Below are 21,681 nucleotides of genomic sequence, written 5' to 3'. Positions count from 1 at the left end.
CAAAGCCTCTCCTATATGGACACGTTCTTTAAAACGGTCTTTATCTTTTTCGAAAGATTAATACTCCCGGCCGCGATGTCGGCGGTCAGCCCCTCTCCTTCGGTTACCATGCCCTTTTTCGACTCTATCTTCACGGCCCCTGGCATCTCGGCCGTCTGCTTCTCTATCTTATATGTAATCTCATTAGAGTACACGGTGTAACCGCTCTCGTCGTGCATGTTGACCTTGCCTGTCACTTTGAGTATGCCCTTATCTTCATCGTACGAGCCCTTGGCGCCGTTGATGAAGAAATTATTGCCGTCCTTGGACGAATACCTGAATTCTACGGCCTGGAATGTTATAGCGTTCGAGCCCTTTTCCTTAACAGCCTTGGTTGAGCGCATCTCCCACTCTATCTTGCCGCCCGATACGCTTGTTAAACGCATCTGGTCAACGGCATCTCCTGTGAAATCCTTTATGCCAACGGACACGGGCGCAACAGGCTTAGTAACGGCCGCCTGCTTTCTCTTTTGAAAGAAATACAGCGTGGACATGGCCGTCAGGCCGATGATGGAAAATCCAATAAAGAGGATTAGAACGGAACGGTAGTTGACCTTCATAATGTTTGTAGAACTAAGAGGCCGCCTTCCTTCTTATAAAATAAATTAGGGAGAGGCCAGACTCTCCCTTCCCTCAATTATAGCACCTCAAAGCATCGTAGTAAAGGTATTTATACCCCGTAGCGCTTCATCAGGCCGCTCCAAAGGCCTTGTTTTTTAAGGATAATTTCAATTGCCTCCCTTACCGCCCCCTGCCCGCCGCAAAGCTTTGTCTCATAAAAAGCAATCTTCTTTACCTCTGCCACCGCATCGGCGACGGCAACCGGAAATCCAGAAGAAAGCATTGCCGGAAGGTCCACCACATCGTCACCTATGTAAGCGGCCTCGTCGGAAGTAAGCCCCTCTTTTTTCAGTATCTCGGCAAACACCGTAAGCTTATCGCTCCTGCCCTGGTAGACATGGTCGATTCCGAGTTCCTTTGCCCTTCGCTCGAGCGCTTCGGAGCTTCTGGTGGTTATGACAGCGCTCTTTAAGCCTGCCATCCTAAGAAGCTTTATTCCGTGGCCGTCCTTTACGTTAAAGGCCTTTATCTCGAGCCCGCCTGAGCCGTAGGTAATGCGGCCGTCGGTAAGGACTCCGTCACAGTCCATGACAAGGAGCTTTATGGACTTTATTTTTTTCCCTATTGCCAGAGCAGTCTTTTTAGGCATACACAGCCTTATCCTTTCTTAATCTCCTGGATGTATATCTTATATTTCCCTTCCTTATCCTTTGCCGCCAGCACGCGATATAACCTTCTATCCGCAAGCACATACATGCCGTCATCAGCCTCAAAAAACAAAACGCCCTTATACTCGCCGATACCCCATATATTATAATCCGGTTCAAAAATTATTTTACCGCCTTTCTTATACTTCAACTTTAGCACAGCTACCGGATATTCAGCCTCATCTGACCTTACCGAGGCAGCAGCCCAGATATCATCACCAAGAACATGAAGAGCGGTTATCGAATACGGCGAAAACAGTTTATCGTACCATACATCATACTGCATCTCTTCAAAATCAAAATTACCTATCGAACTTACACTGACCTCACCTTCGGAATTATAAAAACTAGTGCCAAACCACATCTTAGAACTAACAACATGATACCCACCAAATCCATGAGTCGACATACTAAAATCATCCAACCCGTAATCCTGCTCCGGATATATCCGTTTATATTCCTCCTCGGAAGGTAACGGTATTTTATATTCCGTGCGTACACCACTCACCACCTCTATAATATTAGACGGGGTACGACCATACGTCCCAATCGAAGTTCGGAGCCTGTATTCATGCTCCTTGCTATTTTTATTCACAGCATACAGCACTTTTTCGTTATCACCGTCGACAGAAACAGCACCATTCGTACTGGATATTAGTATATCCTTTAAACTAGAGTCCTCAGACAAAACAGCCTCAACAGTGTGCCCACTGAACTCGAAATAAACCTTATCCCCGATTCCCTTTACGAATTTTATCGGCAAATCAGGAAGCTCCTGCTCAGCCACTACAGTCCTGCTTTTCGGGTCTATCAAATACTGATACCGGCCATAACGCACACCATAATCACCCTCAAACAAATCCGATATGACCACCTCGGAAGACGCATGGTTGACATGTAACAAATTACTATCATTATAAAAATGTTTAAATGCCAATGGCACGCGGAATGAATCGTCTTGGGAATCATAAAACCATGCCCCCCAAGCATGGCATTCGGAATCATTAATATCTTCCTGAAAGACGTCGATCTCTATTACTCCATACCGCCCGCCCTTTTCAAGCGCCGCACTCTTTATTATCACATACCCGTCCCTACGTACCTTAAACCGCGTTCTACCACGATAATCCGGCTCCTGCACCCCATTTTCAGAAACAAACTTTTCGAATTCCACTAATTCCGCTATTCCAAAATTCTTTACCGTACACTGCCGCGGCTCCACACTGAGTCTGTCTGGAACCATCGATATGTATACGAACACACCCAACCCAACAAATAACAACGCAAGCAAGACGAGAATACGCGTTCTCATAAGCTCTCTATGCGGATTGAGACTTTCAGGTTGGCATTGCTGTTTTCAGACAGGGAAACTCTTGAGGTAAGCACCACGCTCGAGCCCTGGTATATGCGCTCGAAGCCTGCCTCGGACAAAGACACCGTCTCTATGGGATAGCGCCAGAGCGTAAAGGGCTTGTCGGCCTTGAGCGTTATCTTTATTTTCGCATACCCGTCGATTAGGGAAACCGTATTGATTCCTTCCGCTACACCCGAGGACGCGAGGTTTCTATCTACTCCGTCAACGCCGTCTATCTCATATGCGCACACAGGGCCAGCGCATCCGGGCATGCAGAAGTTGAACTCAAGGGCCATCAGCGCCTCGACCGAGCCCTTGCCCTTTGGCAAGGCAGAGCATAAAACATCGAATGAATCGTCCTTCGTTACCTCTATCTTCTTAACTACCCTCACAGGAAGCCCAAAGACCTCGCCGTCTTTAGTAAACTCAACACCCGTGTCGGTCAGCGTATAATCGTGGAGCGCGTCGAAAAACCCTGCGCCGTCAACCACTGCGGAAGACCGGAAGTTATCGAGGCTCTCGTTCATGCCAAGGAAGTATTGCCTCAAAGAGGCGCGCCTTGCGTTATCATAGACAAGTTTCTTCTCAAGCCCCTCTTCCTTTACAAGCACCATGTCGTGGATGCTCTTTGTTGAGTCCATCACGGTAGAGGTATTGCCGTGCTTTAGTTTCTCATGGTAGCCTTCGTAGTAGCGGCTTAGCACGTTCATGACGTTTACCGAAGCCGGGCGAAAATCCAGCTCAACAAGAGAGCCGCCGCGTCTCGGGCTAAAGAACATATTCAACTTAGGCGTCCGTATTATTATCTCATCGTGTGTGTCGAGGTCAAGGTCAACTGTCTCTGTAAAAGGCTCGCTACCCTCCCTCACTGCAAGCTCCTCGGCCTTTATGATATTTTCGTAGGCAGCGGTCCTAAGATGCGGCAGATAGAGCCCGCCGAACACGCCGTGCCAGTAGGGGTCGTTACTCTGCGCCATATAGAGAAACTTTCTTGCCTCATCGTATGTCTTCGCCTTTTTCGCGGCATTGACAGCTTCGCTTGCCATCAGCATGCGCTTGTGTATCCAGTCGGCCTCGCTGTACTTGGCGAAAAAATTCCTCCACATCCCGCCCTGCATATAACGAAGCATCCGCTCGCCGTCGTGGCGCGCCTTGACCTCTTCTCTAAGCACCGCGTACTCGCGCGATGCCGAAGGCGGAAGCGCCCACTCGCCCATCTCCATGTACGAGGTCGTCGGAAGATATACTCTGCCCTCTGGCTCAGCAGTATCAAGGCACGCTGAAAACGAAGCGGTCTCGACAACGCCGCTCTCTAACACAGACAGGAACCCCTCGAACCAGCCGTTCTCGTATACCCATTTATATGTATTTGGCCAAACGCCGAACTTCTCGCCGTCGTCTGCAAATACCGCGATGCCGCCCTTTTGCCGCTTTGCGCTAAAAAACTCGTGCAGCTTCTCGGGCTTTTCAAACGGTATCAGGTACCGTAAGCGCTCGCTTCCGGGAAATACCATGGTCTTCTTGCCGACGTCTTCGGTGACGTAGTAGCCCTTAAGCTCCTCGGCATTCAATCCTGATTTTACAAAATGGTAATCATCTACCACCACGTACTCGAGCCCTGCTGCCTCGATAGTTGCCGGAAGTGTCGGGTCCCATACCCTCTCGGCCAGCCAGATGCCGCGCGGCACTTTGCCAAAAAGCGACTCTATCCTCTCGTTCATCATCTTTAACTGCCCGATGCGGTCATCGAACGGAATAACGGCTATTACAGGCTCATAGTATCCGCCGCCGACCATCTCGACCTGCCCTCTCGATACCATTTCGCGAAGCATGTCGATATAAGCGGGCTTATGTTTCACGAGCCAGTCGAGAAGATACCCGGTGGAATGATAAGAGAACTTTACCTTGGGATGAGCGTAGAGACGCTTAAGGAAGGGCTCGTAAGAACGGTCAAAGGCCTCCTCGATGACATTCAGAAAATTGCCCACCGGCTGGTGGTTATGCACGCAAAAAACGAACTTCAACGGTTCTCCTTAAAAAACTCGCTGCTGCTTTTTTCAGAGTAGCTCTACAACGTGAACGACCTCCACATCAACGCCGTTTCTATTGAGCGAATCCTTAAGCTGAACGATGCACCCCGGGCATGCCGTTGCCACCACCTCTGCGCCGGATTCCTTTATGCTCTCGGCCTTTTTACGCCCTATCTCAACGGAGGCCTCGTAGTTGCTAAACGCCAGTCCGCCCCCCAGGCCGCAGCACTTACACGGGTTCTTCATTCTCGTGTACACTGCCCCGGACTTGTCTATCAGGTTACGCGGCTCATCGGCGATATTCTGATAGCGTCTTAAGTGGCACGGGTCGTGATACGCGACCTTTTTACCTTTACCAGCGCCGTTTACAGACGGTTGTATCCCTATGTCACGGTCCAGGAATTCGGTTATATCGCGCACCTTGGCGGAGAATTCGAGGGCCCGACGCCGCAGCGCCTCGCTCTCGTTTCTGAGCACGTCGTTAAACATCTGCTTTAGCGCGTGGCCGCAGGTGGCGCACGAAGTTACCACGTAATCATACTCTCCGGCACCAAAGGCCTCGAGGTTCTTTATGACAAGGTCTTTTGCAGTTGCCTCGTCGCCTGCCGAGAGCGCTGGCATGCCGCAGCAAAGCTGCTCGGATGGAACAACTATATCCACTCCCGCGGCCTTAAGGGCCTTTAAAGTTGCATCCCCAATCCCGGGCAAAAGGTAATTAACACCACAACCGGCGTAGAAGGCCGCCCTTATGATGCCGCTTCTTTTCTTCTTTCCTGTTTCCTCGAAGGAAAGTTTCCTTACCTCCGGCTTTTCGAGAAAGAACTCGCGCGCTATCTCAGGGACAAGACGTCCTCCACCTATTAACGGCAGAGCAAAGCGGCTTATGAGGCCGTTCTCCCTTTCCGAGGACTTAAAGAGCACGCCCTGGAACATGGACGCTGCCTTCATTACCGTCGGCATCACCCACGAAGAGTTTACGACGTTCTTTAATACCATCGATGCTGCAAGCGAGAGCCCCTCTCTCTCCACACTCTCGACCCTTCCGGCTATGACAAGAGAAGGCACGTCGACATCGTTTGGACAGTTATACTTGCAAGAGCCACAAAGAGTGCAGTCCTTAAGGTCTTTTACGTAAGCCTTTGTAAAGCCCTGCTCTCCCGAAAACCTGGCCTCGACAAGCGTTACCCTGCCCCTTGGCCCGGAGGGTTCCTTGCCGAGCACGGCGAATGTCGGGCAAGAGCTCTTGCATGTGCCGCAGCGCACGCACCTGGCTGCTTCTTTAAGTATTTCATCCACGTTCATCATCTATCAAACCGCCTTTGCCCGCGCCGCATCGGGAAGGAAAATTTTACCCGGGTTAAGCACGTTGTTCGGGTCAAGGGCCTTTTTTATCCTCTTCATCGCATCTATCGTGTCAATGCCAAGCTCCATTGGCAAAAACTCGGCCTTTGCAGTGCCTATGCCATGCTCTCCTGTGATGGTGCCGTCCAGATGGAGAACAAGCTCGAATACGCTCTTAACGGCCTCTGCCCCGCGCCGCGCCTCGTCGGCATCAGAGCCGTCGATCATGACGTTTACATGGATATTACCGTCGCCCGCGTGGCCAAAGCACGCAACAAGCACCTTCTTTGCCTCTGCTATGGTCTCGACCCCTTTTATAAGCTCAACAAGACGCGACCTCGGCACAACGACGTCCTCATTTATCTTGGTCGGCTTAAGCTTGTTTAACGCCGGGGAGATGGACTTCCTTAGCTTCCATAAATCCTTCACTTCATTCTTGTCGGCTGCGACCCTGAATTCAATTGCTCCGTGCGCCTTTACCTCTCTCTCAATCGCCGCAACGTCGTCTTTTACAGAGCTCTCGCTGCCGTCCGCTTCCATTAAAAGCGCTGCGCCAACCCCTTCGAGCCCTGTGCCTGAATTGGCCGCAACGCACCTGATGGAGGCAGAATCCATAAGCTCCATCATCGACGGCACTACCTTTGCCGACATTACCGCTATCACGGCAGAGGCAGCGTCCTCCACGCGCTTAAACTTCGCAAGCATTGTCTTTCTTACAGGCGGAAGCGCCGTTAGCTTCAGATACGCCTTTGTTACGATGGCAAGGGTACCTTCGGAGCCTACGATGAGCTTGGTTAAATCGTACCCAGCCACACCCTTTAGCGTTTTTTTAACGCCCGTGCGAATTATTTCGCCTGTTGGGAGCACGGCCTCGAGCCCTAGCACATAGTCCTTTGTAACGCCGTACTTTACGCACCTTGGGCCTCCGGCGCACTCGGCGATATTGCCGCCAATTGTCGAGAAGTTCGAGCTCGTGGGGTCTGGCGGATAGAAAAGGCCGTTTTTCTCGGCCTCGTCTTGCAGGTCTCCGGTAATGACTCCCGGCTCGACCACTGCCGTCATGTTGGCCTTGTCTATTTCTATAATACTATTCATGCGCTCAAGGGACAGGACAACGCCGCCACCGCCGTTTATCGAGGGCACGCTTCCTCCGGTAAACCCGGTTCCCGCGCCCCTGGGTATGACGGCAAAGCCTTCCTTGTTGGCAAGGCGCATCAAACGCGATACGTCCTCGGCATCCGCCGCGAACACAACGGCGCCTGGCATGTGCTTTTTATTGGTTGCGTCAAAGGAATAACAGAGCAGGTCTTCCCGTAGAAAGGACACCTTGTCTTTGCCAACGGCCCTTTTAAGAGCTTCTTTTACGCTTTCGGTCAACATAGCCCAAATCCCCGCAAGAGCTACTCGCTCTTGATAACATACCCCACGCCCCTCACAGTGTGTATCAATCTCTTAAAAGGCGGCTTATCGAGCTTATTTCTCAAGTGGTTTATATAAACGTCGACTACATTCGTCTCGGTATCGAAACTCTGCTTCCAGACATTCTCGGCAATGAGCGTTCTGGAGAGCACGCGGTTCGGGTTCCTAAGCAGATATTCGAGCAGCGCGTACTCCTTTAAAGTAAGCTCTATCTCCTGGCCTGCCCTTACTGCCTTTCGCGTCACAGGGTCAAGGCTCAAGTCCTCGAACTTAAGCTCGGCCATGCCTCCTGCGCCGCGCCTCGAGAGCGCCCTTACTCTTGCAAGAAGCTCCTCGAACGCAAATGGTTTGGTAAGATAATCGTCTGCGCCAAGGTTCAATCCTGCTACCCTGTCCTCGACAGTATCGCGCGCAGTCAAGAGTATTATGGACGACTTTACCTTCTTCTCCTTTAAGGCCTTTAGCACATCGAGCCCGCTCTTGGAGGGAAGCATTATGTCTAAGACTATGACGTCGTACTCGTTGGTTTCAGCGTAGGACTCGCCCTTAACGCCGTCCTCGACTGCGTCCACTACGTAGCCCTCCTGCTCGAGCCCGCGTTTTATGAAGCTTGCTACTTTTTTCTCGTCTTCGACTACGAGTATCTTCATGATGCCTTGCCCTCCCCCCGGAGTTTTAACGTTTAAGAGCCTTTGGCAAAGACTTACTGTCCACCTTGCCAAGCGCTACAAGCGTCACGGCCTTTGGCGAGAATATCGAGGCTGCAGCGCGTTTTAGCCCGGCGGTTGTCACCGAGTCTATGCCTTTTACTATCTCCCTGACCGGCACCTCGCGGCCAAAACACATTTCGTCTCTCGCTATCTTGGTCATTCTGTTGTCACTTGTCTCGAGCCCCAGGAGCATGCCGCCCTTTAGCTGCTCCTTCGCGCTATCGAGCTCGGCCTTTTTAGCGCCCTTTACGAGGAGCGCAAACTCCTTTAGTATAAGCTCAACCGTCTTGGCGAAGTTCTTCGGAGAAGTTCCTGCGTAAACAACAAGCGCTCCCGTGTCGTTTAAAAGGTTCAGGTACGAATACACCGAGTACGCGAGCCCGCGCTTTTCCCTTATCTCCTGAAAGAGCCTGGAGCTCATGCCGCCGCCAAGTATAGTGTTTAGAAGATAGAACTTATACCTGTCCGGGTGCGTCTGCGAAGGGGTGGGCACGCCGAGACAAAAGTGCGCCTGCTCAAGCTTCTTCTCCGTGACCTTTACCGTCCTTGCCGGAACGGGCATATCGAACTTTTCCCTGCCGCTTCGCCTGCTAAACCCCTTAAAGGCCTTATCTAAATATTTTACCACATTTTTGTGCTTAATTCCTCCGGCAGCGGCTATAAAAACATTTGGCGCGGCATAGTGGCGAAGAAAATACTCCCGCACGCTTTCCCTGGTTATTGCCGATACAGTGGCAGCGGAGCCAAGCACCGGGCTTGCCGCAGAGCTTCCCTTCCACATCTCGGAGGCAAGCATGTCGTGTATGATGTCGTCCGGGGTGTCCTCGACCATCTTTATTTCCTGCAAAACCACCATGCGCTCCTTTTCGAGCTCAGCAGGGTCGAACACAGGGTTCAGGAAAATATCGGAGAGAAGGTCTATTGCCAGCGGAAGGTCCTTATTCAAGACCTTGGCGTAAAAGCAGGTATACTCCTTGCCGGTGAAGGCGTTAAGCACGCCGCCAACCCCTTCTATCTCTCGTGCGATGTCGAGTGAGGTCCTTCTTTTGGTTCCCTTGAAAAGGAGGTGTTCGATGAAGTGCGATATGCCCTTATCGGCAGCGCCCTCGCTTCTCGAACCTGTCTTTACCCAGACGCCGATTGTGGAACTCTCCACATCCGGCATTTCCTCGGTAATGACCTTTATACCGCCGTCAAGAAGGGTCTTTTTGATGCGAGACATGGCGCACCTTTGGGATGGAGATATATTTGAACGGTTATGCGCGCCGCCACTTGTGGCGGCGCGCCGCTAAGCCCTGAAAAAAACTTACTTCTGGCCCTCTTCGAGAGCGTCCTTCCTGGATAACCTTATCTTTCCGGTCTTCGGGTCTACCTCAAGGACCTTCACGAGGCACTCATCGCCCTCTTTTAGAACGTCCTTTACTTCCTTCACTCTCTCGTGCGCGAGCTGAGAGACATGAACGAGACCGTCGGTGCCCGGGAATATCTCGACAAACGCGCCAAAGTCCATAATCTTTCTGACCTTGCCAAGATATACCTTTCCTATCTCGGGCTCCTGCGTAAGCTGCCTTATCATGTCCACTGCCTTCTGCGCGGCAACGGAGTCAACGGATGCGATATTCACCTTTCCGGTGTCGTCGATGTCTACCTTTGCGCCTGTAGCCAGCACTATGCCCTTTATGTTCTTCCCGCCCGGCCCGATGACGTCCTTTATCTTCTCGGTCTTGACGTATATGGTGGTGATGCGCGGAGCATATGCGGAGAGCTCTGCCTTTGGCGTAGATAGAGCAGCGTTCATCTTGCCAAGTATATGGAGCCTTCCCTCTTTTGCCTGGTAGAGGGCTTCTTTCATTATCGCGGACGTAACGCCGCCGATTTTAATATCCATCTGAAGCGCGGTGATGCCCTCGGTGCTTCCGGCGACCTTGAAGTCCATGTCGCCAAGATGATCCTCGTCGCCAAGTATGTCGGAAAGGATGGCGTACTTGTTGCCTTCCTTTATAAGGCCCATTGCGATTCCCGCAACGTGGCACTTCATCGGCACTCCGGCGTCCATGAGAGATAGAGACGCGCCGCAAATAGAGGCCATGCTCGATGAGCCGTTACTTTCGAGTATGTCGGAGACAACCCTTATGGTATAAGGGAAATCATTGCCGTTATTAAACGGTATTGCCTTATTAACGGCCCTTTCAGCAAGAGCGCCGTGCCCTATCTCTCTTCTTCCCGGGCTTCTAAGGAACTTAACCTCTCCGACCGAAAAGGGCGGGAAGTTATAGTGCAGCATGAAGCGCTTATAGTCCCATCCGGTGATTGCGTCGATCTTCTGCTCGTCGTCCGAGGTGCCAAGTGTCGTCACGACCATTGCCTGCGTCTCGCCCCTTGTAAAGAGCGCGGAGCCGTGGGTCCTTGGAAGAAGCCCTGTTTCGCAGGTAATGGGGCGGACGTCCTTGGTGCCCCTGCCGTCGACCCTTACCGAATCGGCAAGTATCATCTCGCGCATCATGTTATACTTCAAATCCTCGAGCGCGCCTTTTACCTCGCCTATTTTATCTGCAAAATCGGCGCTCATGGCCTCGACAACCTTCTTCTTTACGTCGCGAAGCTTGTCGTAGCGGTCCTGCTTCACAGGCGTTCTGAATGCGTCGTTAAGCCCGGCCTTCGCAAGCTCTCCAACCTTCGCCACTATGGCAGCGTCCTTCTCGGGGCTCTTGAACTCGAGCTTCTTTTGCGTGTTCTCGGCGATTATCTTCTTCTGGAACTCGAGTATTACGTTTATATTGTCCTGCGCGTAATTTAGCGCTTCGAGCATCACGTCCTCGCCAACGAACTTTGCGCCTCCCTCGACCATGTTTATGCCGTTTGCGGTTCCTGCAACAACGAGGTCGACGTCACCTTCTTTTTGCTGCTTAAGACCGGGGTTACAGACGAGCTTGCCGTCGATTCTTCCGACCCTCACAGCTGCCATCGGCCCGTTAAACGGAATGTCCGAGATGCACAGAGAGATGGAGGCGCCTATGGCAGCCGCTATCTCAGGGTCGTGCTCGGCGTCAACGGACATGACAGTTGCAAGCACCTGGGTTTCATGCGCATAGCCCTCTGGAAAGAGCGGCCTAAGCGGCCTGTCTATAAGACGCGAACAGAGCACTTCTTTTTCGCTCGGACGGCCTTCCCTCTTAAAGAACCCGCCTGGTATCTTTCCGGCAGCGTATGTCATCTCGGTATAGTTGACGGTTAGCGGCATGAAGTCAGCTCCAGCAACAGGCTCCGGAGCCCTGCACGCGGTCACGAGCACGACAGTATCGCCGTAGCGAACCGTGCATGAGCCGTGCGCCTGCCTTGCCATTTTTCCTATTTCTACGAAGAGCGCTCTGCCTCCGTAATTTACCTCATATACCTTTGCCATTTTGTATTCCCCTCTATTAAGTTGTTTGAAATTATTTTTACAGGCCCCCGCCGGGAAAAACACAAAAAGGCTCGTCTGGCGCGCCCAAATAAACCAAAAGGCGCCTGCTACGTGACGTAGGCGCCTTCTGGTAGCGCGAAACGGGCCTTACTTTCTTATCCCCAAATCGCCTATTAGTTTTTCGTACCTTGACGGGTGCTGCTTTTTAAGATAATCGAGAAGCCTTCTTCTCTTGCTAACCATCTTGAGAAGGCCCCTTCTCGAATGGTGGTCGGATACATGCACCTTAAGATGCGTATCAAGGTAACTGATTTTCTCGCTAAGTATTGCCACCTGAACCTCGGGCGAGCCCGTGTCCTTGCCGTGAGTCCTGAACTTCTCAACAACCTCTGTCTTTCTTTGCACCGTAAGCATTTTCCTTTCCTCCCGTTACCCTTTCCGTTTTATTGTTTGTTTTGGTATTTTTAATAATAGCACTTAACCGCCTAATATGGAAGCAAAATCTGGCGGACTTAAGACGCCCCCTGAACCCGTTTTACGCCGTCCACCTTAAGCCCCGAAAAGGCCTCGAGCGGCTTTATCGCTGCAATCAGCGCATCCACGCCGGCATCCATGGACACGGCATCGGCCATTGAAAAGGCCCCGCTCCTTACCCTTTTAAGCTCGGTAAGATGCGCTCCGACACCAAGCCTTGCTCCGATATCGTGGCAGATAGAGCGCACGTACGTGCCCCTCGAACACGCCACACTAAAAGACACAAACGGCGGCGCAAATGACACAAGCTCTATGGAATGCACGGTCACGGCCTTGGGCTTGCGCTCAACGGTGACGCCCTTTCTCGCAAGCTTATAAAGTGGCACACCGTTTTGCTTAACCGCCGAGTACATCGGCGGGGTCTGCTCCTGCTCGCCAAGAAATCCGCTTAACGTCTGTCTTAAAATGGCCTCTGTAACCTTCGATATATCGGCTGCGGCCCCGGCGGCAGCGCCCTCTGAGTCGTAAGTATCGGTAGAAAAACCAAGCCTCATCACAGCCGCGTATTCCTTAACGCCGCCCTGAAGGGCCTCCGAGAACTTGGTGGCTCTGTTGATTACAAGCGGAAGCACCCCTGTTGCAAGAGGGTCAAGCGTGCCAAGATGCCCTACCTTCTTTACCCCGAGCGTGCGCTTGATGCGCTGAACCACGTCGTTGGAGGTAAGGCTTACCGGCTTATCTATCACTAACACTCCGTCCATGCGCCCTACCCCTGCTTCTTTAAAATATCCTTCACAGCGTCGACGACCTTTATAACAGTCGGCTCGACTTCGCCCTTTATCGTGAACCCTGCGGCATTGGCATGCCCGCCGCCGCCAAACACCTGCGCAAGGGAAGAGATGTTAACCTTGCCCTTTGACCTCATGCTTACCTTCTGCTCTCCGGGGGCGTTCTCCCTGACAAGCACGCCGACCTCAACGCCTTTTATGGACCTGGCGAAGTTCACAAAGCCGTCGACTATGTCCTTTGTCGCGCCGACTTCCTTTAGCATCTTAAGTGTAACGCAAAGCGAGGCAACCTTGCCGCCCTCATAGAGTTTAAGAGTAGAGAGCACGCGCGAGAGCATCTCAAAACGCTCTTTCGGATATTCTTCATATAGATATCTCGACGCCTCCCAGGGGCTTGCGCCAAGCTCAACAAGCTCTCCTGCCCTCTTAAAGGCCCCGGGGGTTGCCGAATCGTACCTGAAAGACCCGGTGTCGGTGTGTATGGCAACGTAAAGGTTCGTTGCGATTTCCTTGGTTATCTTCGCCCCTGCCTCTTTAAGAAGGTCGTAGACCATCTCTCCTGCAGCACTTGCCTTTGGGTCGATGATATTTATCTCGCCGAAGTTATTATTGGTCGCGTGGTGGTCTATGTTTATTATCGTGCCCTTGCCTTCGAACTCGACGAGCCCGTCGCCAAGGCGGTTTAACTGGCCGCAATCAACGGCTATGGTGCAGTCAACCGGCTTCTCGCCTTTTAACGAGTGCACGATGATTTCGTTACCCGGCATGAAGTTACAGAGGTCCGGAAGCGGGTCCTCGAGATACGGCACCACTTCCTTGCCCATTCCCTTCAGGGCAAGAGAGAGACCCAGTAAAGAGCCCACGGCATCGGGCTCGGGGCTCACATGCGAAACAACGATAAAACGCTTGGACTTGTTTATTTCCTCGATAACCTGCTTATACGACATCGCCATCACTCGTTCTCCCGCTCTTTGGCATCATCGCTTTCCTTGACTTCCTTTAGCACGCCCTCGATTCTTTCGGCATACGCAAGAGATGCGTCGTACTGAAAACTTACGGCCGGTATGTACTTTAGCCGAAGCTTCCTCGCAAGCTCGCGCCTGACGTACGGGGCCGCGCTCTTTAACCCTTCAAGCGTTGTGTCCGCGTCCGAGCCCTCGCCTATGACGCTAAAGAACACTTTCGCGTTCTTTAGATCCGGGCTCATCTTTACGCGCGTGATGGTGGTAAACCCTATACGCGGGTCCTTAAGCTCTCCCCGCACGAGCATGGACGCTATTTCTTCCCTTATCTGGTCGCCTATTCTTTCAACGCGGCTGTGACTCATCCGATACCGCCTTCTTCGCTCAAAGGAACAGCGACGTTAATAAGCTCTATCTCCTGGCTCACGACCTCGGCCACGTGCATGGACTCTATGAAGTTTAGCACGTTATCGAGCTGCGAGTTGACGTGGGACGCGTCCGTGCCAACGACCGCAACCCCAAGCTCGGCGCGCTGCCAGAGGTCGTTACTGCCGACCTCCGCAACCGAGACGTTGAAGCGGTTCCTCAAATTGTCGGTGAGCTTCCTTAGCACCATGCGCTTAGCCTTTAGCGAATGGCTGTCGTGAATAAGAAGCCCTATGTGGCAAACCCCGACCTTCATTTTTCAAAAAAAATAACGCTGCGAGCCCTGCTGCCGAGGAGAGTACTGCCTATAGCTTCGCTGCCTCTTCCTTCAATTCATACACTTCGATAATGTCGCCGGCCCTGATGTCGTTATATCCCTCTATCGCAAGACCGCACTCGAAGCCGCCCTGAACTTCCTTAACGTCGTCCTTGAATCTCTTAAGAGAGCCTATCCTGCCTTCGTATATGACGACACTGTCGCGCACAAGCCTTGCCTTAGACGTCCTGGTGACCTTGCCTTCGAGCACGTAGCAGCCCGCAATCACGCCGGACCTGGAGAGCTTGAAGACTTCTCTTATCTCCACCTTGCCAAGCGCTTCCTCCGTCACTATCGGCGCAAGGAGTCCCTCCATGGCCTTCTTTATGTCGTCTACGATATTGTAGATGATGTTATAGAGCCTTACATCAACGCCTTCTTTTTCGGCAAGCTGCGCTGCCTTGCTCTGCGGCCTGACGTTAAAGCCTATGATTATGGCACCGGATGCTGCGGCAAGCATTATATCGCCATCGTTTATGCCTCCAACCGCCGTGTGTATGACCTTTAGCGTGACCTTGTCGCTCTCTATCTTCCCGAGCGCCTCTCTTAGCGCCTCTATCGAGCCCTGCACATCGGCCTTCAAAACGACGTTAAGCTCCCTGACCTCGCCCCTGCTTATCTTGTCGTAGAGGTCGGTGAGGCTCACCTTCGCGGTCTTCATCCTGTCGGCTTCCTGCACCTTCCTTAGCCTGATTGCCGCTATCTGCTTTGCCGTTGCCTCGTCCTTAACAACCGAGAATATGTCTCCGGCAAGCGGCACGCCCGGAAGCCCGAGTATTTCTACCGGCATCGAAGGGCCTGCCTCGTTAATGCGTTTGCCCCAGTCGCTTACCATGGCCCTTACCCTTCCGGCGTAAGCTCCTGCAATGCAGGCATCCCCTACCTTCAACGTGCCGTCCTGGATAAGAACGGTCGCCACCGGGCCTCTGCCCTTATCGAGCTTTGCCTCGACGATTACGCCTCTTGCGGGGGCCGCCTTGTTGGCCTTAAGCTGCAGCATCTCGGCCTGGAGAAGTATCAGCTCGAGAAGCTCCTTTATTTTGATTTTCTTCTTCGCAGATATCTCGATGAATATCGTCTCGCCGCCCCATTCCTCGGACACGAGGTTATACTCGGTAAGGGACTGGCGAATCTTCGCCGAATTGGCATCGGGCAAATCTATCTTATTGATGGCGACGATTATAGGCACCCCAGCCGCCTTTGCGTGGTTAATCGCCTCGATTGTCTGCGGCATAACGCCGTCGTTGGCCGCGACAACAAGAACGACGATATCCGTGACCTTCGCGCCCCTTGCCCTCATCGCGGTAAATGCCGCATGGCCCGGGGTATCGAGGAACGTGACGTCGCCTTTATCCAGATGCACATGATATGCGCCGATGTGCTGCGTTATGCCTCCGGCCTCGCCGCTTACGACATTGGTCGTCCTTATGGCATCGAGAAGAGAAGTTTTACCGTGGTCAACGTGGCCCATTACGGTAACAACAGGCGCACGGTGCAGACGCTCGCCATCGGCCGTTTCCTCGGCTCCAGATATTAGGAGCGTTTCCTCCTCAGGCTCGGCCTTCTCGACCTCGAAACCGAAGTCGGTGGCAACGAGCGCGGCGGCGTCGAAGTCTATCAACTGGTTGACGGTGGCCATGATGCCAAGCCCCATCAACTTCTTTATGATCTCGCTCGACTTTATGCCGGTCTTTTGCGAAAGCTCGCTGACACTTATGGCATCCACCATCTTCACAACGCGCTTCTCGGCCTTGGTGACCGTTATCTCGGTCTTCTTCATCGGCCGCGCGCCTGCGTGCGCATGCGTTGCGTGGGAGCCCTTTTTCTTCGTATCGTGGAAGGACTGCTTGGCCTTCTTGAAAGGCTGCTTGGCGTAGAAAAGCATCTCACGCTTGTCTTCTTTGCCAAAGACCTTTACCTCGCGCTTCTTGCCGTCCTTGCCGCCGTCATCGCCCTCTTCCTTGGCCTTTTTCTCTATCACTATCGGGCCGCTTGGGACCTCGGGCTTAGCGCTCTCGCCAGGCGGCGTAAGCGGCAGCTCAAGAGATTCTTTCCCTATCTTTTTGGAAGCAGCCTTCTTGCCGCCCTTCGACGGTTTGGCCTCGCCAACAGCCTCTTTTACGGCAGCAGCAGCCTCTGGCGCAGCCATAACAACAGGCGCGGCCTCCTCGACCTTCGGCGGCTCTTCGACATGCGGCGGTTCCGGAGCCTGCTCATCAGCAGCCGAAGTGCGGCGGCGGATAATCTTCTTCGTCACTCGAACGCCGGCTATGCTGTCGGCCTTTTCCTTCTTGTCTTTTTCTTTTTTCTCTTTTTCTTTTGCCATATCGTATGCGCCGTCCGCCAAAGAATGCGTGACACTGCGCCTGATTTACTTAAACAGCTTCAAGAACTCTTGCGTCGAAGGCATCTTGAGAGAATTTGCCTTGAGCGCCCTTGCAAACGCGCCTTTTTTGTCAATTGCAGAAGCGGCGCACTTTTTATTGCCGCACACATAAGCGCCGCGCCCGTTACCAGGGTCTTTCCCAGTAACCATGCAAAGCGCCCCGTCCTTGACGACAAACCTTACGAGCAGCGCCTTTTCAAATGACACGCCGCACCCGAGACACTTTCTTGACGGCATTACTCCCCTGCGGCAGCCTTTGCAGCCGCGAATATCGTCTCAGCCTTTTTCTTGCCTATCCCCTCTATAGCTGAAAGCCCCTCAACGCCGGCATGCACTATATCGTCTATCGAATTAAATCCGGCGGCCCTTAACGCATCAACGGTCTTTGGCCCGACACCTTCGAGGGAGGCAAGCTCCTCTGCTGCCTTTGCCTCGACCTCTTCTTCCTTCTGTCTTGCCTTTGCAGCGGCCTCGACCTCAATCTTTAATCTCTCGTCAGGGGTAAGCCCCTCTCTCGGGCCTTCCTTGGACTGGGTCTCGGTTCTGATGTCTATCTTCCATCCTGTAAGCTTTGCTGCAAGCCTGACGTTTTGCCCCTTCTTGCCTATTGCCAGAGACAACTGGTCGTCCGGGACAATGACCTCAAGCTCGTGCTCCACGTCGTCTACGAGCACCTTCGATATCTGCGCCGGAGATAAAGCGTTCTTCGCAAGTATTGCCGGCTCCTCCGACCAGTGTATGATGTCTATTTTCTCGCCCTTAAGTTCCTGCACAACGGCCTGCACGCGCGAGCCCTTTACTCCAACGCACGCGCCCACGGGGTCGACGTCCGCGTTCTTCGAATGAACCGCTATCTTTGCTCTCTCGCCCGCTTCCCTGGCAGCGCCCTTTATCTCAACGATGCCCTCGTATACTTCCGGCACCTCCATATGAAAAAGCTTCATCAGGAAGCCCGGGTGCGTCCTCGATATCACGACCTGAGTGCCTCTTACTTCGCTCCTTACGTCTATGACAAGGCCCCTTATGCGCTCTCCTGTGCGGTAGTTCTCTCTTCTTACCTGTTCCTTCTTCGGGAGCACGGCCTCGGTTCTTCCAAGATCCACCACCATATCGCCGCGCTCAAAGCGCTGCACTATGCCGGTAATTATCTCGCCCTTTTTGTCGTTATACTCCTTAAAGACCATGTCGCGCTCGGCCTCGCGGACCTTCTGTATGATTATCTGCTTCGCGGTCTGGGCATCGATTCTTCCAAACTCCTTTGCGTCTATCTTTACGCCAAGACTGTCGCCAAGCTCGGCGTCCGGGTCGTCATCCTTGGCGTCGTCTATGGATATCTCGTGGTCGGGGTCGTTGACCTTCTCTACAACGGTCTTGAAGATGAAGAGCTCGATTTCTCCGGCGTCTTCGTCGTAGTGCGCCTCTATGGCCTTGTTCATGCCAAAGCGCTTCTCCGCGGCCTTGAGCATGGCGCTTTTTAGCGCCTCGATAAGAACGTTCTTATCTAGCCCCTTATCCCTTCCTACCTGTTCAATTATGTGCGCAAGATTTAGTACCATTTCAGAGTCCCTCCAAAAAACTTACAGTTCGATTTCAAGCCTCGCCTTCTCTATATTAGAATATTCCAGCTTCCAGAGCCTTCCTTCCGAATCCTTAAGCGTTACGCCGTCGTCTGAGGCCGACTCTATGGCGGCCTTGAAGTTCTTCCTGCCCTCGAGCGCTATCTTTGTTTTAACCTTTACCTTCTTGCCAACGGCAGCAACAAAATCCTTGGGCCTTTTAAGCGGCCTGTCGAGCCCCGGCGAAGAGACCTCGAGAGAATAACGCCCGGATATGCAATCCTCGACATCCAAAAGCGCGCTAAGCTCTCTGCTTAAGCGCCCGCAGTCGTCGACGGTGATGCCCTTTGGGGAATCGATATAGACCCTGAGTATCCAGCCGTGCTCGCAAACGAACTCCACGTCAACGACCTCGAGCCCGAGTTCCAGGGCTACCGGCTCGGCCAGATTCATTACCTTTTCCTCAACAACCCGTGGCTTAAACATTTTGCGTCTAAAAAACCTTTAAAAACAAGTGAATATAATATGCGGACAAAAAACCGTAAAAACAAAAAAGTGGGCAGACGCCCACTTTCAATACTATAATCTAACACATAAGCCTGCTTAGCGCAAGGGAAAAATTAATCCTTCACCACGACCGGCACAGCAGCATCTGCGCCCGGCAACGCGGCGTTAACAGGCTGTATGGCCTTTTCCGGCGCGCCTCTATACGGCACTATCTGAGCCTCCATCTCGGCAATGGCGGCAGCAGCGGCCGCGCCCTTTAAAATAACCGGTTTAAAAAACACCTCGCGGTTATCGACATTCAACGGTATGGCCTCGATATCCTTTATGCGCATGGGGCCTCCGCCGTCGTTTGTAAATACCACCTTGGCAATAGCGCCGCCAAGGGCCCTATTTGGCGTCATGCCGAACACAAAATTACCGAGGCTATAGAATATGACACCGCCCTTGTACTTCTCGATTGGCTGCGTAACGTGCGGGTGATGCCCTATGACAAGGTCTGCGCCGCTATCTATCGAAAGATGCGCAAGCTCTATCTGGTAGGGCTTTGGCATCCTCACGCGCTCTGCGCCCCAGTGAAATGTCACAACCACTATGTCGGCGCCGTCTCTCCTCGCCTTCTTTATGTCGCTCTCGATATTGGCCTCTACCCCAGAGGCAGTGCCTGCGCGTTTGGCGGTTGCGTAGAACTCGAGCGGATATGTGCGCGAATACGAAAGAACTGCGACCCTTACGCCGTCCTTCTCGAATATCGCCGGCCGCCTGGCTTCTTTTGAATCAAGCCCGGCCCCCGCACGCGCGATGCCTGCGGCATCAAGGGCGGCAAGCGTGTCTCTAAGCCCAGGCTCTCCAAAATCCATCATATGATTGTTGGCAAGGGTAGCAACGTCTACCGAGGCGCTCTTTACCGACTCAATTGCATACGGCGGGGCCTTTATGTGAAACTCTTTTTCTATATACGTCTTGGAATGGTTGGTAAGCGGGCTCTCGAGGTTCATGATAACGGCATCGGCGCCGTTTAGTATGCCGGCCACGTTCTCAAAAGGATACGCCGGCCCGTATTCGTCAAGGTACGGCACAAGGCGGGTGCCAAGGTATGTATCCCCTACCGATACGACAACAAAGTCGCGCGCAGAAGATAACGACGGCAAAAAGAATATGCAAAACACAGCAAGAAAAATTCCCCGGCAAAACGCCGCAAAACACCTCGTAACGGCCCCATCCACTCTACCCATGTCTTTTCTCTACGCTCCTTTTCCTGCTCCAAAAAGTCTCGAAAGCTTATTTAATTTCCTGTCCACCCACTTAAACCTGCTTCTAAACGAAAGAAGCCTGTAGTGCAGGCTTCCAAAATCGCTCTCGGAAACATCGGCAGCCCTTTTACCCGATACCATGCAGTAAAGGTTCACCTTAGACATATCGGCCGCCTTATAATCCGCAGGCTTTCTAAGCATTACGAAGACGCCGGGCTGTTCGGTGTCGCTCTCTATACCAAGCACCTCGAAGTCCGAGAATATGGCGCGCATGTCTTCTGGCTCAAAGCGCCAGAAGTCGTGCGGAAAGGCGTGGTACGGAAATCCATATGAGCGCGTGGTAACGAGTAGAAAGCCGCCCTTCTTACAGAGCTGCTTTAAATTAGAGAGCGCGCCGCGCCAGTCCCTTACGTGCTCTATCATCTCGGTCGATATTACTACGTCGAAACTTTCCGCGCCAAACCTCGCTACGATATCCTCGACGCGGCAGACAACGTCCACACCAGGACCCTTTTCTATGTCAACGCCTATATACTCGGCAGGGAGAAGCGGCGCGGCTATGCGCCTTAACGAGCCGTTCACGTCGTAAGAGCCGACCTCAACAACCCTCTTACCCTTTATTATATCCGGCGTAAGCTCCCGTTTTCCGAACTCCATGCACGCGGCGTGACACATAAACAAAACTCCCCTTTCTTGAATATACAATTTTATCCCATCGGGCTCGTTGTTGTCAATGGTGCGCGGCACCTCTTTTCTTGCAATCACCGCGCCATACTGATATACTCACAAATCCGGAAACGGAAAAAATACAGAGGAAAAACGAATTACCGATGAAGTTCGACACCAAACGACCGCCAAAGGCAATAAACATTCGTAAGATAAAGATTCACCGGGTTGATGAGGATATATTCCTGCAAAAAGGGCTGTTCGGAGACGGATGCTACGGCAGCCCGTGCGACGACATGTGCTGCCGCTACGGCTGCGACGTGGACTACTCCACCCTGAAGGTCATCCTTAAGAACAGAAAAAAAGTCGAAAAGCTCATCGGCGCGAGAATCGAGGACTGCTTTTCGACGCATGTCAAAGTGGACGACGACTACATAGGCGGAGCGTACGCCGAAACGCGCGTTAGAAAAGAAGACAACATCTGCGCCTTTCATCTGCGCGGAGAAAAGGGCTGCGCGCTGTTCTATCTCTGGAAGATAAAGGGCGTATCCAAGCGCATAATACCGACGATATGCCGCACATACCCAATAACATGGCACAGGGGATTTCTGACAATAGACAGGCCGCTTAGAAAACAGTGCAAATGCCTCGAAAAATACGGCTGCAAGAAGACGACTCCGCCATCCCTCTACGACACGCAAAAAAAGGAAGTACACGCGCTCTTCGACGTGCCCAAGGAGCTTCTAAAGCCAACAGCGCCCAAAACGAAAAAAGGCCGCCGCTAAA

The 21,681-nt window shown here is 52.6% G+C and carries 21 protein-coding genes; 1 reads left to right on the top strand and 20 read right to left on the bottom strand.

The window, feature by feature from the left end; all coding sequences use genetic code 11:
- Positions 1–11: 11 nt before the first annotated feature.
- The 20 genes from lptC to OEV59_06785 form a co-directional block, all read right to left on the bottom strand.
- Positions 12–599, bottom strand: coding sequence for an LPS export ABC transporter periplasmic protein LptC (gene lptC, locus OEV59_06880; GenBank protein ID MDH4227461.1), 588 nt, complete (start codon positions 597–599; stop codon positions 12–14).
- Between the two features lie 110 nt (positions 600–709).
- Positions 710–1,249 (bottom strand): HAD hydrolase family protein, encoded by a 540-nt coding sequence (locus OEV59_06875; GenBank protein MDH4227460.1) that lies wholly within the window; start codon positions 1,247–1,249, stop codon positions 710–712.
- Positions 1,250–1,257: 8 nt separating this feature from the next.
- Entirely contained in the window at positions 1,258–2,568 is a 1,311-nt protein-coding gene (locus OEV59_06870; protein MDH4227459.1) for a hypothetical protein, read from the bottom strand.
- 47 nt (positions 2,569–2,615) lie between these two features.
- Entirely contained in the window at positions 2,616–4,685 is a 2,070-nt protein-coding gene (locus OEV59_06865; GenBank protein ID MDH4227458.1) for a DUF1926 domain-containing protein, read from the bottom strand.
- A gap of 33 nt (positions 4,686–4,718) precedes the next feature.
- Positions 4,719–5,996 (bottom strand): (Fe-S)-binding protein, encoded by a 1,278-nt coding sequence (locus tag OEV59_06860; protein MDH4227457.1) that lies wholly within the window; start codon positions 5,994–5,996, stop codon positions 4,719–4,721.
- A gap of 3 nt (positions 5,997–5,999) precedes the next feature.
- Positions 6,000–7,412: an FAD-binding protein gene (locus OEV59_06855; protein ID MDH4227456.1), complete on the bottom strand. Its 1,413-nt coding sequence runs from the start codon at positions 7,410–7,412 to the stop codon at positions 6,000–6,002.
- A gap of 20 nt (positions 7,413–7,432) precedes the next feature.
- Positions 7,433–8,101: a response regulator transcription factor gene (locus OEV59_06850; protein ID MDH4227455.1), complete on the bottom strand. Its 669-nt coding sequence runs from the start codon at positions 8,099–8,101 to the stop codon at positions 7,433–7,435.
- Between the two features lie 25 nt (positions 8,102–8,126).
- Positions 8,127–9,383 (bottom strand): insulinase family protein, encoded by a 1,257-nt coding sequence (locus tag OEV59_06845; GenBank protein ID MDH4227454.1) that lies wholly within the window; start codon positions 9,381–9,383, stop codon positions 8,127–8,129.
- A gap of 84 nt (positions 9,384–9,467) precedes the next feature.
- On the bottom strand, positions 9,468–11,564 hold the full coding sequence (gene pnp / locus OEV59_06840; protein ID MDH4227453.1) for a polyribonucleotide nucleotidyltransferase: 2,097 nt from the start codon (positions 11,562–11,564) through the stop codon (positions 9,468–9,470).
- A gap of 147 nt (positions 11,565–11,711) precedes the next feature.
- Entirely contained in the window at positions 11,712–11,978 is a 267-nt protein-coding gene (gene rpsO / locus OEV59_06835; GenBank protein MDH4227452.1) for a 30S ribosomal protein S15, read from the bottom strand.
- A 98-nt stretch (positions 11,979–12,076) separates the two neighbouring features.
- A complete protein-coding gene (gene truB, locus OEV59_06830) occupies positions 12,077–12,799 on the bottom strand; it encodes a tRNA pseudouridine(55) synthase TruB (protein ID MDH4227451.1) in 723 nt (240 codons plus the stop codon).
- 5 nt (positions 12,800–12,804) lie between these two features.
- Positions 12,805–13,773, bottom strand: coding sequence for a bifunctional oligoribonuclease/PAP phosphatase NrnA (locus OEV59_06825; protein ID MDH4227450.1), 969 nt, complete (start codon positions 13,771–13,773; stop codon positions 12,805–12,807).
- 5 nt (positions 13,774–13,778) lie between these two features.
- Positions 13,779–14,153, bottom strand: a complete 375-nt coding sequence (gene rbfA, locus OEV59_06820; protein MDH4227449.1) for a 30S ribosome-binding factor RbfA — start codon at positions 14,151–14,153, stop codon at positions 13,779–13,781.
- Positions 14,150–14,470, bottom strand: coding sequence for a DUF503 domain-containing protein (locus tag OEV59_06815; GenBank protein MDH4227448.1), 321 nt, complete (start codon positions 14,468–14,470; stop codon positions 14,150–14,152). The genes rbfA and OEV59_06815 overlap by 4 nt, the downstream gene beginning before the upstream one ends.
- 49 nt (positions 14,471–14,519) lie before the next feature.
- Positions 14,520–16,856, bottom strand: coding sequence for a translation initiation factor IF-2 (gene infB / locus OEV59_06810; protein MDH4227447.1), 2,337 nt, complete (start codon positions 16,854–16,856; stop codon positions 14,520–14,522).
- 45 nt (positions 16,857–16,901) lie between these two features.
- Positions 16,902–17,153, bottom strand: coding sequence for a YlxR family protein (locus tag OEV59_06805; GenBank protein ID MDH4227446.1), 252 nt, complete (start codon positions 17,151–17,153; stop codon positions 16,902–16,904).
- Entirely contained in the window at positions 17,153–18,472 is a 1,320-nt protein-coding gene (gene nusA, locus OEV59_06800) for a transcription termination factor NusA (GenBank protein ID MDH4227445.1), read from the bottom strand. The genes OEV59_06805 and nusA overlap by 1 nt, the downstream gene beginning before the upstream one ends.
- Positions 18,473–18,493: 21 nt before the next feature.
- Complete coding sequence (locus OEV59_06795; protein ID MDH4227444.1) at positions 18,494–18,958, bottom strand: ribosome maturation factor RimP; 465 nt, start codon at positions 18,956–18,958, stop codon at positions 18,494–18,496.
- 134 nt (positions 18,959–19,092) lie between these two features.
- The gene (locus OEV59_06790; protein ID MDH4227443.1) at positions 19,093–20,145 is read right to left on the bottom strand and encodes a CapA family protein; all 1,053 of its coding nucleotides are present in this window, start codon (positions 20,143–20,145) and stop codon (positions 19,093–19,095) included.
- A 75-nt stretch (positions 20,146–20,220) separates the two neighbouring features.
- Positions 20,221–20,904, bottom strand: a complete 684-nt coding sequence (locus tag OEV59_06785; protein MDH4227442.1) for a class I SAM-dependent methyltransferase — start codon at positions 20,902–20,904, stop codon at positions 20,221–20,223.
- 155 nt (positions 20,905–21,059) lie between these two features.
- Between OEV59_06785 and OEV59_06780 the strand changes: the two genes are divergently transcribed.
- Positions 21,060–21,680 (top strand): hypothetical protein, encoded by a 621-nt coding sequence (locus tag OEV59_06780; protein ID MDH4227441.1) that lies wholly within the window; start codon positions 21,060–21,062, stop codon positions 21,678–21,680.
- The last annotated feature ends 1 nt before the right edge of the window (position 21,681 follow it).

Source organism: Deltaproteobacteria bacterium (assembly GCA_029858205.1).
In the GTDB taxonomy this organism is placed as follows: Bacteria; Desulfobacterota; GWC2-55-46; order GWC2-55-46; family DRQE01; genus JAOUFM01.
The sequence above is the reverse complement of the archived record's forward strand: the minus strand, read 5'-3'. Positions and strand labels throughout refer to the sequence as shown.

Coding starts and splice junctions, on each gene's coding strand:
- lptC (MDH4227461.1), bottom strand. CDS start 599: ATGAAGGTCAACTACCGTTCCGTTCTAATCCTCTTTATTGGATTTTCC.
- OEV59_06875 (MDH4227460.1), bottom strand. CDS start 1,249: ATGCCTAAAAAGACTGCTCTGGCAATAGGGAAAAAAATAAAGTCCATA.
- OEV59_06860 (MDH4227457.1), bottom strand. CDS start 5,996: ATGATGAACGTGGATGAAATACTTAAAGAAGCAGCCAGGTGCGTGCGC.
- OEV59_06855 (MDH4227456.1), bottom strand. CDS start 7,412: ATGTTGACCGAAAGCGTAAAAGAAGCTCTTAAAAGGGCCGTTGGCAAA.
- OEV59_06850 (MDH4227455.1), bottom strand. CDS start 8,101: ATGAAGATACTCGTAGTCGAAGACGAGAAAAAAGTAGCAAGCTTCATA.
- OEV59_06845 (MDH4227454.1), bottom strand. CDS start 9,383: ATGTCTCGCATCAAAAAGACCCTTCTTGACGGCGGTATAAAGGTCATT.
- pnp (MDH4227453.1), bottom strand. CDS start 11,564: ATGGCAAAGGTATATGAGGTAAATTACGGAGGCAGAGCGCTCTTCGTA.
- rpsO (MDH4227452.1), bottom strand. CDS start 11,978: ATGCTTACGGTGCAAAGAAAGACAGAGGTTGTTGAGAAGTTCAGGACT.
- truB (MDH4227451.1), bottom strand. CDS start 12,799: ATGGACGGAGTGTTAGTGATAGATAAGCCGGTAAGCCTTACCTCCAAC.
- OEV59_06825 (MDH4227450.1), bottom strand. CDS start 13,773: ATGTCGTATAAGCAGGTTATCGAGGAAATAAACAAGTCCAAGCGTTTT.
- rbfA (MDH4227449.1), bottom strand. CDS start 14,153: ATGAGTCACAGCCGCGTTGAAAGAATAGGCGACCAGATAAGGGAAGAA.
- OEV59_06815 (MDH4227448.1), bottom strand. CDS start 14,470: ATGAAGGTCGGGGTTTGCCACATAGGGCTTCTTATTCACGACAGCCAT.
- infB (MDH4227447.1), bottom strand. CDS start 16,856: ATGGCAAAAGAAAAAGAGAAAAAAGAAAAAGACAAGAAGGAAAAGGCC.
- OEV59_06805 (MDH4227446.1), bottom strand. CDS start 17,153: ATGCCGTCAAGAAAGTGTCTCGGGTGCGGCGTGTCATTTGAAAAGGCG.
- nusA (MDH4227445.1), bottom strand. CDS start 18,472: ATGGTACTAAATCTTGCGCACATAATTGAACAGGTAGGAAGGGATAAG.
- OEV59_06795 (MDH4227444.1), bottom strand. CDS start 18,958: ATGTTTAAGCCACGGGTTGTTGAGGAAAAGGTAATGAATCTGGCCGAG.
- OEV59_06785 (MDH4227442.1), bottom strand. CDS start 20,904: ATGTGTCACGCCGCGTGCATGGAGTTCGGAAAACGGGAGCTTACGCCG.
- OEV59_06780 (MDH4227441.1), top strand. CDS start 21,060: ATGAAGTTCGACACCAAACGACCGCCAAAGGCAATAAACATTCGTAAG.